The 15,571-nt window shown below is 44.4% G+C and carries 13 protein-coding genes; 5 read left to right on the top strand and 8 right to left on the bottom strand.

What is annotated here, in order from left to right; all coding sequences use genetic code 11:
* Positions 1 to 86 precede the first annotated feature (86 nt).
* From CHA6605_RS08880 to CHA6605_RS08860, 5 genes are all read right to left on the bottom strand, one after another.
* Positions 87 to 3,218 (bottom strand): efflux RND transporter permease subunit, encoded by a 3,132-nt coding sequence (locus CHA6605_RS08880; protein WP_015159137.1) that lies wholly within the window; start codon positions 3,216 to 3,218, stop codon positions 87 to 89.
* Between the two features lie 95 nt (positions 3,219 to 3,313).
* Positions 3,314 to 3,934 (bottom strand): SanA/YdcF family protein, encoded by a 621-nt coding sequence (locus CHA6605_RS08875; protein ID WP_015159136.1) that lies wholly within the window; start codon positions 3,932 to 3,934, stop codon positions 3,314 to 3,316.
* 74 nt (positions 3,935 to 4,008) lie between these two features.
* On the bottom strand, positions 4,009 to 5,946 hold the full coding sequence (locus tag CHA6605_RS08870; protein WP_015159135.1) for an efflux RND transporter periplasmic adaptor subunit: 1,938 nt from the start codon (positions 5,944 to 5,946) through the stop codon (positions 4,009 to 4,011).
* Between the two features lie 79 nt (positions 5,947 to 6,025).
* A complete protein-coding gene (locus CHA6605_RS08865) occupies positions 6,026 to 6,538 on the bottom strand; it encodes a DUF2808 domain-containing protein (protein WP_015159134.1) in 513 nt (170 codons plus the stop codon).
* A gap of 392 nt (positions 6,539 to 6,930) precedes the next feature.
* A complete protein-coding gene (locus CHA6605_RS08860) occupies positions 6,931 to 7,626 on the bottom strand; it encodes a DUF305 domain-containing protein (RefSeq protein ID WP_015159133.1) in 696 nt (231 codons plus the stop codon).
* 199 nt (positions 7,627 to 7,825) lie between these two features.
* Here CHA6605_RS08860 and rppA point away from each other — a divergent pair, with 199 nt between their 5' ends.
* The 3 genes from rppA to CHA6605_RS08845 all read left to right on the top strand — a co-directional run bounded on the left by rppA (position 7,826) and on the right by CHA6605_RS08845 (position 11,053).
* The gene (gene rppA / locus CHA6605_RS08855) at positions 7,826 to 8,548 is read left to right on the top strand and encodes a two-component system response regulator RppA (RefSeq protein ID WP_015159132.1); all 723 of its coding nucleotides are present in this window, start codon (positions 7,826 to 7,828) and stop codon (positions 8,546 to 8,548) included.
* Between the two features lie 20 nt (positions 8,549 to 8,568).
* Positions 8,569 to 9,975 (top strand): two-component system sensor histidine kinase RppB, encoded by a 1,407-nt coding sequence (rppB, locus tag CHA6605_RS08850; RefSeq protein ID WP_015159131.1) that lies wholly within the window; start codon positions 8,569 to 8,571, stop codon positions 9,973 to 9,975.
* 106 nt (positions 9,976 to 10,081) lie between these two features.
* Positions 10,082 to 11,053: an FTR1 family iron permease gene (locus tag CHA6605_RS08845; RefSeq protein ID WP_015159130.1), complete on the top strand. Its 972-nt coding sequence runs from the start codon at positions 10,082 to 10,084 to the stop codon at positions 11,051 to 11,053.
* A 70-nt stretch (positions 11,054 to 11,123) separates the two neighbouring features.
* On the opposite strand, the gene CHA6605_RS36125 is transcribed toward CHA6605_RS08845, so the two are convergent.
* From CHA6605_RS36125 to CHA6605_RS08835, 3 genes are read right to left on the bottom strand one after another with little or no spacing between them, the layout of a single operon-like run.
* Complete coding sequence (locus CHA6605_RS36125) at positions 11,124 to 11,249, bottom strand: hypothetical protein (protein WP_269744570.1); 126 nt, start codon at positions 11,247 to 11,249, stop codon at positions 11,124 to 11,126.
* A complete protein-coding gene (locus CHA6605_RS08840) occupies positions 11,246 to 11,923 on the bottom strand; it encodes an ImmA/IrrE family metallo-endopeptidase (RefSeq protein ID WP_015159129.1) in 678 nt (225 codons plus the stop codon). The genes CHA6605_RS36125 and CHA6605_RS08840 overlap by 4 nt, the downstream gene beginning before the upstream one ends.
* Positions 11,920 to 12,264, bottom strand: a complete 345-nt coding sequence (locus tag CHA6605_RS08835) for a helix-turn-helix domain-containing protein (protein WP_015159128.1) — start codon at positions 12,262 to 12,264, stop codon at positions 11,920 to 11,922. The genes CHA6605_RS08840 and CHA6605_RS08835 overlap by 4 nt, the downstream gene beginning before the upstream one ends.
* A 114-nt stretch (positions 12,265 to 12,378) precedes the next feature.
* Between CHA6605_RS08835 and CHA6605_RS08830 the strand changes: the two genes are divergently transcribed.
* Together CHA6605_RS08830 and CHA6605_RS08825 are read left to right on the top strand one after the other, a co-directional pair.
* Complete coding sequence (locus CHA6605_RS08830; protein WP_015159127.1) at positions 12,379 to 13,299, top strand: PD-(D/E)XK nuclease family protein; 921 nt, start codon at positions 12,379 to 12,381, stop codon at positions 13,297 to 13,299.
* Positions 13,283 to 15,514 carry a Piwi domain-containing protein gene (locus CHA6605_RS08825; protein ID WP_015159126.1) on the top strand — a complete coding sequence of 744 codons (2,232 nt, stop codon included), beginning with the start codon at positions 13,283 to 13,285 and terminating at the stop codon, positions 15,512 to 15,514. Before CHA6605_RS08830 ends, CHA6605_RS08825 begins: the two co-directional genes overlap by 17 nt.
* The last annotated feature ends 57 nt before the right edge of the window (positions 15,515 to 15,571 follow it).

The following is a 15,571-nucleotide window of genomic DNA, read 5'->3' as shown; positions in this document are numbered from 1 at the left end:
CCAATGCGGGAAACTTAGTTTTTTAGATCTGAAAATAGTCAATCAAACGTCCATCTAAAATTGCATTGTCCATTTGATATTGTTTGCTACATGTGCATGAAAAACTGCTCTGTCTTGGGTTCTTCCTCTTTTTTCGGAAATAAATGCTTGCCAAACTTGGCATATAAAGCGGGTAATACTAGTAAAGTAATCGCCGTAGAAGTAAATAAACCACCAAAGACCACGATCGATAACGGCTGTAATAATTCCTGTCCCGATCCACCTTGAAATACCATTGGTGCTAAACCCAAGCCCGAAGTTAACGCCGTCATCAAGATCGCATTCAATCGCTCCATCGAACCTTTAGTAATGATTTCCTTCATCGGCATTCCTTCGGCATATTTAGTATTGTAGTTATCGACTAATAACAATCCGTTCCGAGTTGCGACTCCAAATAAGGATACAAATCCGACTAAAGATGCGACTGAAATTACCCCACCTGTGAGAGCCACAGCAATGACCCCACCGACTAAGGCAATTGGTAAGTTAATCATAATCATTGCCGTAGATGCGATCGACTTAACGGAAAGATACATCAGAACGGTAATTGCCACAAAAGCGATCGCACTGAAAACTAGAATGTTTTGGGTAGCACGTTCTTCAGCTTCAAATTGACCTGCATATTGAATGAAATAGCCCGTCGGCAATTGGACGTTGCTTTTAACTTTAGCTTCGATCTCAGTCACGATCGAGCGGATATCGCGACCTTTAGCATTAGCTGAGACGACGATTAAGCGCGATACATTTTCCCGACCGATCGTATTCGGCCCCGTCCCTTCTTCAATCTTGGCAATGCTACCCAACGGAATTTTTTGATTGTTGGGGGTATCAATTAAGAGATTGCGGATGGTATCTAGATTTTGTCGGGCTTCGGGTTTTAGCCAGACAAGTAGATCGAAAGATTGTTGATTTTCTAGTACTTTAGAAACGACTCTACCATTGAGAGCAGTTTCGATCGTCTCAGATAAATCGCCTACTGTATGACCATAACGACTAGCTGCATCGCGATCGAATTTAATTTGAATCTGCGGTACTGGTAATTGAGGTTCGAGTTGCAAATCGACGACACCATCAACTGTTTTCATCTGTTGTTCTACTTGTTGCCCAACTTTCCGCAACTCCGCTAAGTCAGAACCGAAAATTTTCACCGCAATCGAACTGCGTACCCCCGATAAAACTTCATCCATCCGATGTTGTAAAAAGCCGCCAATATTTGCGGCTGCACCTGGAATTTGCTCGAAGGCTTTCCGCATGACTTTGAGCGATTCTTCCCGATTTTGCATCCCTAGTTTACTGAGTTCGATATCGACGTGGGCAACATTCACGCCTGCGGCTTCAGAGTCACCAGCAGCGCGTCCGGCACGAGTTTGGATAAATTCAAACCGCTTATCGTTTTTCAAGGATTCCTCAACCACATAACCCGCTTTGGTGCTGCCTTCGAGGGAAACAGTTGGATAAGAAATCAAGGTATTGACCATCGTTTGCTCTTGAAACTCTGGTAAAAATGCTCTACCAAATGAAGGAATAACAACAATTGATGCGACGGTCAAAACTGTGGCAGTCCCCATAATTAACAAGGGGTTTCTCATCGAGAAATTTAAGCATAAGCTATAAATCCCCTTACAAAATCTCGCCAGCCACGGTTCTCGTTGTGTCACTTTAGTAGCAGGGAGCAAAATCGCACACAGAGCCGGAGAAACGAATAAAGATTCTAAGCTAGAAACAACAACTACGGCTAAGTAAGCAATCCCCATCGGGGTGAATATCTTCCCTTCAATCCCTGGTAATGTAAAGATCGGTGAGAAGACAATAATCCCAATAATCGTCGCGCCTAAAAGTGAATCGCGCACTTCTTGAGAACCTTCAAAAATGATTTCTAGCGGCGTGAGTGGATCGCCCTCAGCTTTATTTTCACGCAAGCGACGATAGGTATTTTCACCATAGACGATCGCATCATCGATCGCGGTTCCAATTGCTACCGCTAAACCACCCAGTGTCATGGTATTCAAACCAACTCCCAACCATGACAGTACTAACATTCCAAATAGCAATGTCAAGAAAAAGTCTAATAAACATACTGCCAGAATTCGCCAATTCAATAGAAATGGAATCAAGATAATCGCGGCAATGATACTACCTTGAATCAAAGAAGAACGCACGTTATCGACGGAAGATTCGATATAGCTATCTTGACGAAAAGTAGTAGTAACTTTGATATCTTTGGGCAAACCAACTTTAAGTTCGGCGACTGCTTTTTCCACCGCGCGGGTGACAGTCGGCGTATCGATACTAGGCTGCTTATTCACCATCACGATAATCGCTCGCTGACCGTTAAAACCACCATCGCCCCGTTGTAGTGCCGCACCAATTTTCACCTCGGCCACATCTTGCAATCTAACGGGGGTGCCATTACGGGATACAATTGTCGATTTTTGGAGATCTTCGATCGATTCGATCCTACCAACACCCCTAATCAATCTCTCGGTATCAGGAGTAATAAAAAAGCCACCTGCGGCATTGACATTTGCTTTTCTAGTCGCTTGGGTAACTTGGTCTAAAGTAATATTAAAAGCTGCTAATTTAACCGGATCTACCAATACTTGAAACTGTCGATCGTCGCCACCAAACACCAAAACTTGACTGACTCCTGGCACGGCTAAGAGGCGATTTGTCACTTGCCAATCGACAATCCGCCGCGCTACCATCAGGGAGTTTGGTGCAGCTTTCACGCCATCGGCGACGGTAAAAGCATACTGTACCACCAAACCGACGGGCGAAGTGGTGGGGGATAATTGGGGTGTTTCGACTCCTGGGGGTAGCTTACCAACGGCTTGTTGCAGTCGCTCGGTAATCAGTTGCCGCGCCTGATAAGTATCGGTTGATGAAGTAAAGATCGCCCGTACCACCGAAATTCCCGCCGCACTCGACGAACGCACCGCAGTGACTCCAGGCGTACCATTAATCGCACTTTCGATCGGTAACGTTACTAGCGATTCTACTTCCTCTGGTGCGAGTCCAGGTGCTTCGGCTTGGATTTCCACTTGCGGCGGCGCGAAAGCTGGCAACACATCCAAGGGCATCTGGGGAATCACATAAACTGTCCACAATGAGACGATAACTGTCGCTAGTACGACTAGCCACCGACGGTTAATTACCCACTGGACGATATTTCCGAGCATTTTTTAATTTGAATAATAAGATGGGCTGCGGGTAGAAAGCGATAAATTTTAGAATTTTATCTGCACTTAACAAATAAATCGATAATTTTTTTCAACTAGTCCATTCCTTCAAAATCTCCCAGAAAAGTAGGTCGGGGACGAGTAACATGAACTTCTAATAAAGCTTTGACATTGGCCAACATTTCTCGCCTTAAATCTGGCATCATCCCCCGCCATCCATACAATTCCAGATCGGGAATGCCCAAACCCACTGTCTTAATACCCAAGCGATCGCAGGTATAAACAGTACGCGGTAGATGATAATTTTGGGTAATCACGATCGCCTGATGTACGCCAAAAACTTTATGAGCGCGATAACAACTCTCATAAGTACTAAATCCGGCATAGTCTAAAGTAATATCTTGCATCGGTACGCCCAAATTGTGAGCGTATTCCTGCATCGATCGCACCTCATTATAATCAGTTCGGCTATTATCACCAGTCATCAGTAATTTCTGCACTCGATCGAGATGATAGAGCTTGGCTGCTGCGGTAATTCTGCTGGCTAAAAAAGGTGTCGGCTGCCCATTTTGCAGCAGTCCTGCACCAAAAACAATCCCTACCCGCTCTTGGGGAACTTGTACGGGTTCCAGATAGCGGCGATCGTGAGTACTAATATTGATATAAGCTGTGGCGACCAGCGGCTTTGCCAAGACACTAACGATTACACCCAACATCAATAATTGAAATAACCGCAAAGTCTTAGTAGATCTTATAGAGATTCTTGGCCTCAATATCCATTTGTAGATGTTCACTCTTGCGCCCCTTCCTTACTCTTTCCTCCCATCAATACTGGTGACGAAGGTACGGAGTGATGATTATTTGTGTAAGGTTCGGGTTCGGTGAGTTCAGCCGCAGGTAACGAGTCACGATAGTTGTCGGCGTAAGCGTCCTCCTCGCCATCTTCTAAATCATCTGCTGGAGCCGAACGAAACCGTTTCCACAGCAGCACACCCCCAGTTACTAGAATCGCGCCCCCACCGACTGGTAATAACCAAGGCGGTACGACTAAACCATTACTTTTAGCTGGAGCCGCTTCATCTTGATGTTCGTCAGCAGCAGGCTTTTCGCCACCGCCACGCAAGGACTGGGCGAATAGTTGCGTCCCCCGTTGAGTCACCACCATGTCACCTGCAAATAAACCCGTCTTTACCTCTACCATGTCTCCAGAAGTGCGCCCGAAGGTGACTTCTGCCGCTTGGAAAGCGTTCCCATTCTGGACGTAGACTACTTTTTTACCATTGGCATCGACTACCGCCGAAGTGGGAATCGCCAGTAGCGACTCAGTTGTTTTATCGGTGATTACCTCTAGTTCGGCGAACATTCCTGGCTTGAGGACACCGCCAGCATTAGCTATTTCGGCTTGAACGGGAACGACTCTGGTTTCTCCCTGTACTGATGTGCCAATTTGAGTAATTCGACCTTCAAAACTTTGGTTAGGTAAGGAGGCGACTTTGACGCGGATTTTTTGTCCAGTTTTCACCAGCCCCAAATCTTTCTCATAGATATTTGCCGTCGCAAAAATCCGACTGTCATTAACGATCGTCATTAGTTTACCACCCGCATCTTGGAGCGATTGACCGATACTGACATCTCGGCTGGCAACAGTCCCAGCAATCGGCGCGGTTATCGTTACCAATCCTTGCGCGTTGGCGGTGCTGCCCAATTGTTGGAGTCGAGTCTGATAATTAGTGGTACTAAGATTGAGTTGCGATTGGGCGATAACTACATCCGACTGGGCGCGTTTGAGTTGCGCTTGGGCTTCTAGAACATCGCGACGAGTTTCAGCGCGTTGTAATAGCGATTGTGCCTCAGCGACACTGGCTTGCGAAGCACGTAATTCGCGGTAGGGCAAGTCTACCTCTGCCTTTTTAACATCACTTTGAGCTTGCACTACTTGGGGTAAACTTTTAGCTCTAGCCGCTTCAGCTTTGGCGCGTTCGAGTTTACCTTTAGACTCCAACATTTGCCGTCTGGCAAGGGCACCTGTTTTGACTAATTCGCTATCTCGATCGAATTGTTCTTGCGCGATCGCCACTTCAGTATTTGCGCGGGTAATTTCGGCATTAGCGATTTGCCGCTGAAGTTTGAGATTTTCCTGAGCTACTTTCAAAACTCCACTCTGATTGACGATCGATTTATCTCGATCGAATTGAGCTTGAGCAGCACTTAATTTAGTCCGAGCCTGAGCAACGTCGGCGTTACTAATTGTTTGCTGCTTGACTAAATTATCTTGAGCTAGTTGCAAATTAACCCGTGCTTTCTGCAATGCACCTTGTGCGTCGGCTTGTTTGCCTTGGGCATCTACACGCAAGTTAGCTAACTCTGGGGAGGCAATCGTAGCCAGAGGTTGACCCTTAGTAACTTTACTCCCAGGCTTAACTAGTAGCTGCACTACCTTACTAGTTAGCGGTGCAGTTACCTCAACTTTTTGGTCTGGTAAAGTTTCAATCTGTCCGGTAGTTTTTAAGCCAATATCTAACGGTTGGTTTTTAACTGGTTCGACTTTAATCCCCAATCGTTTGACCGTATCGGCATCAACCGTTACCGCCCCAGTAGCCTCACCACCAGACTTAAACGAACTCGCCCCACTATGGTCATGTCCGGCACCTGCGATCGCGATTTTAGGACTAGATACTGTTGTTAATATAACTAAAGATAATAGTAATTTTAGTTTAATCGATCGCATGATAATTAAGGGGTGAAAGTTAGCTGTATGCAGTCGAGAAGATGGGGAAATCTTGCTATCGATTTAAGTCTCGATCGCTCTAAGAAAGACGTAAACCCGTTCTGCCAATATTGACATATCGATCGTTAGATGCTCGCATTTTGCCATCATTAACATTTAGATTATCGCTAGCAAATTTCACAGCCAGATCGTAATACCGAGCTGTGCCCCACACGCTGACATTATTCAGTTCGATATCGATTGCCACACCAGGTGCGATTGCTCGATCGAAGCTCAGTTCTACAGTCTGTCCAGCGATACTGACATTTACAGGTAAGCTTTTACCTGTTTTATGGTCTAAAACTGACACTTTTTGGTTGAGCGTAAATCCGGCTGGAGCGGTGAGCTTCAGGGCAGATACAGGTTTTGAGTTGGTAGGAATCGCCAACCGGAGTGTATGACGAGCGATGCTAGCCCGTGCGGAGGGAAAAGTATAGTTGCTATAGATGTAGGGAAGAGTACTCTCAGTTTGGCTCTGTGCTCTAGCACTAGTTGCAATAGTAGTCAGTGCTAGACATAGAGTAGCGAAGGGTAATAAGCGATGAAAACGCATGTGCTTGACTTTTCGTGAATTAGCTTGCTGCACATATCATTGCAATGATATGTGAAATTTTAGTGAAATTTAGACATATTTGGTAAATTATTTCAGAATATGCGTTAGGTGCTGAGATCGCAAGATCTCAACACTTGATAAATTTAGCTGTCAAACCCAGGTTGTGCAGAGATCTGTCAGGCAACTAAGTTTATTGTTTTGAAGTCTTATCGATCGAACTTACTTTGAGGTAACTTAACGTGCGAGCGACCTTAACCGTATTTCAACACGACACAGATAATCGCGATCGTTATTGGCTGGGCATAACAGACTTTTATCAAAATTTAAATAAGGGATATAAACGATCGCTTATATCCCCAGCCATTACCTTAATTCAGATAAATTTCCACTAACTATTTACTTGCCGACCATTGTTTCTGCCATTGAGTCATCTGAGCGATCTCTGCTTGTTGAGATGTAATGATATTTTGAGCGAGTTTTTTCATCTCTGGGCGTTGAGATTTTTTCAATAAATCTTGTCCCATTGTCACGGCACCTTGATGATGGGGAATCATTGCATCGATAAATCTGCGATCGAATCCCGCATCGGCTTTACCCAAAGACATACTCATCATCATTGACTGTTTATGTTCGGCAGTCATTGCCATTTCATGATTCATAGCAGCGTGCCACATGATGGGTGTTGCCGATGCTTTGGGATACCATTGTTTGCGCCACTGCTGCATCTGGGCGATTTCTTTTTTCTGCTCGGTAATAATACCTTTAGCTAGTTTAATTAGTTCCGGTCGTTTGGATTTTTGGAGAACTTCTTGCGCCATTACCAATGCACCCTGATGATGGGGAATCATACTATCGATAAAGCGCAGATCGTAGTTAGCATCAGCGGGGCCGACATCCATATTATGATTCATCATGCCCCCCTTCTTCATAGAACCATGATTCATCCCACCGTGATTCATCCCACCAGAGTTTTGGGCAATTGTTGAATTCGACCTCTGGTTTGTTAAATTAGCAATTGCCAAGGAGCCGAAACCAATCCCGCCTAAGAGCAGAGCAATCGGAGCGAGTAATTTAACTTTGAAATTCATAAGTGCTAGAAATAATTGTAATGTTGACCTTATTACAATCCTATTGGGATGAGATGAAATTAAGATGAAATCATGAGTCAAGCCGAGATTTCATCTCAATTTCATCTGGTTAAGCGACGATCGTAGTTAGGAAAATTCTGTCGATCGAAGACAACTCAGACTCAAGTGCCCTTAACTAGGGGACAATTACGGTATAGTTATGAAAATTTTACTCATCGAAGACGAGCCAGACTTAGGTGCCATCATTCAGAAAATCCTCTCTCGCCATCAATATGTAGTAGATTGGGCAGAAGATGGCAAAACTGGCTGGGAATATTTAACCAACGATCGTTTGTGTAGCATCTCCGCTGGCGAAACAACCTATGCGTTGGCAATTATCGATTGGATGTTGCCCAAAATGTCTGGAATCGAAATTTGTCAGCGGTTACGAGCAGAAAAATATACTCTACCCATCCTGATGTTGACTGCCAAAGATCGGATGGAGAATAAAATTGCGGGATTGGATGCTGGAGCCGATGACTATCTAGTCAAACCCTTTGGAATGGAAGAACTCCTCGCTAGACTTCGCGCTCTGCAACGTCGCACCCAAGTCTTTCAAGCAGAGCGATTGCAATTGGGAAATCTGCGGCTAGACTATGGTAATAATGCGATCGTGACGATCGATCTCCAGGGACGCGAACAGTCTGGGAATCTGACAGCCAAAGAATTTCAACTCTTAGAATACCTGATGCAACATCCCGATCGCACCCTCACCCACGACCAAATTCGCAATCGGATTTGGCCGCTCGATTCAGAGTCGGCGAGTAATGTTGTCGCCGCCCAAATTCGGCTATTGCGGAAGAAGTTAGCTGAATTTGGCTGTGATAGTTCGATCGAAACTATGCGTGGATTTGGATATCGCCTCAATTCTATTCATAAATAGATAATTATCAATCATTAAAAGTGCATCAAAATCGACTATTCAATCGCACCCGTATTCAACTAACTATCACCTATGCGCTCGTCATTGGTTCGATCGCATTGCTGTGTGGATTATCAATTCATTTAGTGATGATTAGAGCATTCGCTCGAACTGTCGATCGAGAATTAAACACTTTAGCTGGCACCGTACATGATACGCTGGAAGCTGTTTTACAACAGCCGGGAATAGTAAATCCCGTTGTGATGAATGTACTTCCTGGACTATGTGTAGTCGGCCAGGAATGTTCGCCAGTTAAACCTCATTCCAAAATTGCCGAACTGACAAAAAAACAAGGCTACTGTCTGCGATTATTGAACTTAAAAGGTCAAACGATTGCAACTTTGGGATCGAAACAACACAAGTTTACCGGAAGCTTCGCTTTGCCAAGGGAGAATAAAATCCCAACTCTGGATTGGGAAACTATTACTGACGATCGTGGCGAACGCTATCACTTTCATACACTACCACTCAAAACGATTGACAATCGCGACTGGGGTTATCTTCAAGTTGCCCAATCCTTCGATCGATTAGATGAGTATATGAGTAGTCTGCATTTGATGCTGATGTTTGGGATTCCACTAGCAATGTTACTAATTGGCGGGGCTAGTTGGTGGCTCTCAGGTTTGGCAATCGAACCAATTTACCAGTCGTACCAACAAATTCAGCAGTTTACCGCCGATGCCGCCCACGAACTCCGCACACCGCTAGCTGTCACCAGCATAGCCGTAGAAAATGCTTTAGATGTCGAAGTAATCGAGCCGGAAACTCGCAATAATTGGGAAATTGCCCAGCGTCAAATTCGCCACCTCACTCGTCTCGCTGAGGATTTACTCTGGCTATCGCGGTTGGAAGCCAAACAATTACCCATACAGTTTCAGCCCTGCTGTTTGAACGATTTAGTCAGCGATTTAGAGGAAGAATTAGCTCCAATAGCGATCGCGAGTTCGTTGGCAGAGCCTCTCCAAAGGAGAATCGATCTCCGCTTAGAAATCCTCACTAAACAGCCAATCTATGTCATGGGTGATAGCGACAGGCTGTATCGAGCGATCGCCAATCTGATTAATAATGCCATTCAATACACTCCTACCGACGGAGTAGTCACGATTCGCTTAGAATCTTCAGAGCGTCACGCGATCGTCACCATCCAAGATAATGGGATTGGGATTGCTGAGGCAGATTTACCGCATATTTTCGATCGCTTTTATCGAGTGCAAGCAGATCGCTCGCGCAATACAGGCGGAACAGGATTGGGTTTAGCGATCGTCCGCGCGATCGTCCAGGCGCATCATGGCAGTATCCAAGTTGATAGTCAACTAGATGTAGGTAGTACATTTACAGTGAGTCTCCCGACTAAAGCTACTCCGAGCAAGATATCTAACCAGAATTAGATTATCTAATTTCGCGCCCAATGGCTAAATTTCATCTAAATTTCATTATGGCTCTGTATCCTTGGAAAGATGCCTTCAAACCCTTTACCTACGCGAACATCAACCGATGGATTTTAGTTCAGCCTTACCTACTTTTATTATCACTTTCCGCGAAGGTGTCGAAGCCGCTCTGGTCATCGGCATTGTCTTCGCCTATCTCAAAAAAGCCGGACAAACTCACCTCAAAAACTGGATTTACTTTGGGATCGGCGCGGGAATTGCCGTTAGTGCGATGGCTGGGGTTGCCTTTGAGTGGGTAATTAAAGGCTTAGGTGATGCCAATCAGCAATACGCAGGCGCAATCGAACCACTGATGGAAGGTGTGTTTGGGCTACTGGCGATCGGACTGCTCAGTTGGATGCTAATCTGGATGGCACGACACGCTAAAGGTCTAAAGCAAGAGGTCGAAAGTGCGGTAGGTAGCGCACTCAAAACCGATGCTCAGGCGGGTTGGGGGATATTTGGACTAGTCTTTTTTGCCATTCTTCGCGAAGGCTTTGAGACGGTACTCTTCATTGCTAGCAAATTCCAGCAAGGGATCGTCCCAGTAGTGGGCGCGATCGCTGGAGTCGTTACAGCTAGCCTGATGGGGATGCTATTATTCAAGTGGGGAATGCGCCTGAATATCCGCAAATTCTTTGCGGTGATGGGAGTGTTGTTACTCTTAATTATTGCGGGTTTGGTAGTCACTTCCCTGGGTAAGTTCGACCAGGCAATTAATGCTGTCGCTCAGATGAGCCGCGAGTCTCAAGGAATGTGCTTTTTCTACGAGCGGTTTGCCAAACCAGCCGATAAAGACTGTATTCTCGGCCCAATGGTCTGGAATTTAAGTAAGACGCTACCAGAAGATCGATTTCCAGGCATGGTATTTGCCGCACTGTTTGGCTATGCCCAGCGACTATATTTGGTGCAAGCAGTTTGCTACTTCTTCTTTTTAGTCGGTGTGGGTAGTATTTATTTACAGCCCAAGACTTGGCGGTTAAGTTGGTTTCGCAACAGTCACAAAGGAACCGATTTACCACAGACATCTAAGCGTTAAGCCTTAATTAGTTAACTATACCAAATTCCTCAAATCTAACTTTAGTTAACGCTCTGGAAATTTTGTAGTCTTAGCCGTTCGATCGCAAAGTAGGGGGCGATGAGGTATTCTTTAGCTTCCGATCGTTCTGAGCTTTAAACCACTTCAATTCTTCTCCTTCTGGATCTTGAATACGGTAAACGAATATCGCAATCATTCTGACAATCTCAACCGTTTACCAGGATAAAGCTGCTTAGAATTACCACCTTTCTCAAGATACTCTAAATCCTGAAGACGGTTGATTAAATTTGAGATCGTTACACCTAATTCATCCCCAATCGCGCCCAGATGCTGTCGATTAGTTAAATTACGTCCACGCCGTACCTCTTCCAGTTTATCCAGTGGCATCAACAAACAACTAGCAAAGTACTGAGCTTGCCACTCCCGCCAATCTTCGGGAGTTCTTTGATTCACCACCTTATTTTTATTTTCATCCAAACTCCGGCATAAAAACACCTCTCCAGGCAAGGCGGTCGAGATGAGATCGTCGTTCACAGTCTCTGGTAAATTCAGATCTATATGCAACAGCCAATGACCGATTTCATGAGCTAACGTAGATTGATAAAATCCATAATTATCTCGAATAGCTGGAAAAGCATTATTGAAATATATTTCTTTCTTGGTTGGATAAATCTTGGCAGCTATTATCCCATCCTCACCAACATCAAAGTCCTCATAATCGATCGACAAATCCAGAAAATCAGCAGCTAAATCCGCTAATTGTGGCCATTTAGGAGTCCAATTAGCATCTCGCATCTCAACCAACAATCGATCGGCGATAGCAGTAATCTCTGACTTATTAATAAATCTAGCAGGCTTAATTGAAGTCATCCATCACTCTCCAACAACCGCCGCATCACTTCTGGATCTTGCATCTTGCGTAATAGTACAGGCATTTTATCCTGATAGGTTTTAGCCAACTGTTGAATTACTTTTGAATCCTCTGGTGTAATCCGTCCAGCTAAATAACTGAGCGTAGCCAGATCCACATCCAAATCTAGATGTTCGATCAACGCTTGGATCACATCGTCTTTGGGTGGATATTCCGCTCGATCGTTTTCCAATTTCGACAGGTAGGTATAGTCAACTTTCACCAGAGCAGCTAGATCTCTCTGGCTATAGCCTTTGCTACGACGAGCATCTTTAATCCACTTCCCGAATGTCTGACTCACGGTTGCTCCAACTTAGACACCTTCAATGATAATCGATGTTGACGAAAAAAATCAACATATGCTATCTTTCTACAGAGGTGGTTGATTTCAGAAATCAACCATTTAACACGCTAGATGTGGTCAAACCGAACCGTTGGTGTAGCCGAGCTAGAAAATTACCAGCACTCATTCCTAACTCAACCTCCTCACACCGTTAGAATGCTCAGTCCAACTAGATATCGTCCGTATTTTAGCTACAAACTCTGGGCAGATTCCGAGCCAGCCTTCAATCTAGAAGCCTTTCATTGTCCGATGCAGCGGGGATTTAGGCGAGTACGCAATCGAGAGCCGATCGTTAAAGCTTTAATCGCTACAGATAGTACCGCTCAAGCCATCGGACACCTCGCCCAACGAGGAGTGTATGAATTTCATGCCGATCCCCAATTACTCGATCGATCTGATGGCGCAAGGCTCGTAGCCGATCTCCTTCAGGTGCAGCAGTTAGAGCCAGAGATCGCCGCAAGAGTCACTCGAATTCTGGAACGATACCACGATCGACCGATCCTTAAAGGCAAGCAAATTCTCCAATTAGAACGAGGCGATGAAGAGTTACCCAAACCATTACCCCTCAAATTACAACGAAAGGAATTTGATTTTTATGCAGTGATGGACTGTGTATATATCGAGCCAGATGGCACGATCCATATCCTAGACTTCAAAACTGGAACATCCAAATTCGATCGCCGCCAAGCTTACACCTATCTATTAGCAGCTAAATATCTGTACCCAGAACAGCCCGCTGTCGCATCTTTCTACAATTTAGAGTCGCAACAGAGTTCGAGCATCATTACGGCGAGTCCAGCCCGACTCCAAGGATTGGAAATGCTAGTTGTCAAGATTGCCCAACGGCTAGCGGATGACTCAAATCATTACCACCACAATAGATCGGCATTTAACCTAATTTTTAGACCCAATCCTGGCACTCAATGCCAACACTGTTCCTTTTCCCCGATTTGCGATTATACAGAGCATCTAGAGCATGACAGCATCCACTGAGCAGACGACGAATACTCAATACTTCATCGCTGAAGTTTCCGAGATTGAATATAGTGCCTCTCTCAATTTCGCTAGCTATTGTTTACCACCAAATCTCGATCTACAAGTTGCTAGAAAACTCAGCTATCGGCTATCGCGCTATTTCCCAAAAGTAGTGGTGATTTGGCACGAAAAAATCTTTCATGCTCTCACAGGTAGCGAGGGGAAAATACCTAGTTTAGATGAGTGGAATTGTGCCCTGAAAAGCATCCAGCAAGATCTAAGTATCGAAAGTTTAGGCAAATTGTCTCCAGTTAAACAGATAAAACTCACGCCGATTGTTATCGCTTTGTTAACCAGAGAAATTTTGAGTGTCGAACGACCGTTTAGTACTAAAGAGGAATACAAAGATAAAAATGCCAAAGTCATCCGACAGGCTGAAGTCAGTCATGAAATAATTCAGATTGAAAATCGAGAGCTGCCAGCTTTAACTATTACTAATCGCAGTCCGATTATTTCCAGAGAAGATCTAGCAGATTTTATAAAAAATCATCCCTATCGCCAAGATTTACACAAGCTCCTGATTAATCTTGAAGTCCAAACTTTAGATAATAATAGTACAGCTACCATAGTGGAAATAGTCGGTACTATCTCCGAACATCGTGATGACTTAATTGCTAAAGCTACTGGTGCTATTAGTAAAGAAAAATTAAGAATTGCCCCAAATGAACAACCAGTAGTAGCAGTACAATTTGGCAATCGTGGAAATAAATTTTGCTATGCTTTAGCTGCTCTACGTCCGCATGTTACAGCTAAGACAGCCGACCAACTAGAATTAGATTGGGATAAATTGATTGCAGCTACTAAGATCGGCTATCCAGAGCGACAAAAGCTGTTAAATACTTATAAAGCTGAAGCCAATCAAAGTCTCAAACCTTATGGAATCCAAATCAAGAAGTCCATTGTTGGTAGCAACCGTGAAGATGATTCCTTGTTTTGGCAACTAGCAGAACCATTGGAACAAACGAAACTTTTGTTTGGGCAAGGTCAGATTTATCGTCATAACGACATTATTAATGGATTAATGAAAGGAGGTATATATCGTCGCTCCAAAGAATTCTCATCAGAAATACCGATTCGTATTGCCGAAGTCGATCTGATTACATCCAACGTATCGAGCGATCGATTCATGTCAGAAGTAGAAAAGTATCTCGATAAATTTTGGTGTAAATACTTAAGACTCAATCCTAATGAATCGAAAATGAACATTGAGAATCTCGATAATCCTAGCGGACGAGCGGAGCTGGATGAAAAGCTAGAGGAATTATTGATGATTACTCCAGATTTAGTATTTATATTTCTGCCTCAAAGCGATCGAAACCGCGATGATGACGATGGTGGGAGTCTGTACCATCGGATCTATGGCAAGCTACTTAAAAGAGGTATCGCCACCCAATTTGTCTATGAAGAAAAACTGCGAAAGGTAGAACCTAGATTTATGCTCAATCAGGTGATTCCAGGAGTCTTGGGTAAATTGGGGCACATTCCGTTTATTTTAGCCGAACCATTAACTATTGCTGATGTCTTCGTCGGATTGGATGTCGGACGGAGAAACAAGCGCAAGTTGTCAGGGACTAGGAGTGCTTGTGCGGGAGTCTGTTTTTATGGCAAGCAGGGTGAATTCCTCCGAGCGAAATCTGAGGATGCCATGATTGAAGGTGAGGAAATTCCTTGCCATTTTTTAGAGTCTTTATTACCTGCGGGGGAATTAAGGGGTAAAACGGTGGCGATCTTTCGAGATGGTAGGTTTTGTGGCAATGAGGCTCAATGTTTAGCTGATTGGGCAGCAGCGATTAAAGCCAAGTTCATCTTAATTGAATGTTGTAAATCTGGATGCCCGCGCCTGTATAACATCTCTAGTAGGGCACCATACCCAATTCAAGCTCCAGATCGAGGAATAGCTTTGAAATTATCCGATCGAGAAGCGATTTTAGTGGCTACGAAAGTAGCTCCCAGAATCGGCGTACCAAAACCAATGCGCGTAAATATTCGTCCTGAAGGTCATCAAGTATCGATCGATGATGTTTTAGAGACATATCTCAAGCTGACATTGCTACATTACGGTTCTCTAAATCCTCCAAAATTACCAGCGATGTTAGCTGGGGCACATCGACTTGCCGATTTGAAGTTGAGAGGAGTTTGTCTGCCTGAAATGCGTCGCCAGCATTGGTTGTGATGTTTTTCTAAACTAACACAGTGAAGTTAGACTCGATAAATGTTTAGAAACTCAAGC

Origin of the sequence: Chamaesiphon minutus PCC 6605 (assembly GCF_000317145.1) — a bacterium.
GTDB classification, from domain to species: domain Bacteria; phylum Cyanobacteriota; class Cyanobacteriia; order Cyanobacteriales; family Chamaesiphonaceae; genus Chamaesiphon; species Chamaesiphon minutus.
This window is presented reverse-complemented; position numbering and strand designations above follow the sequence as displayed.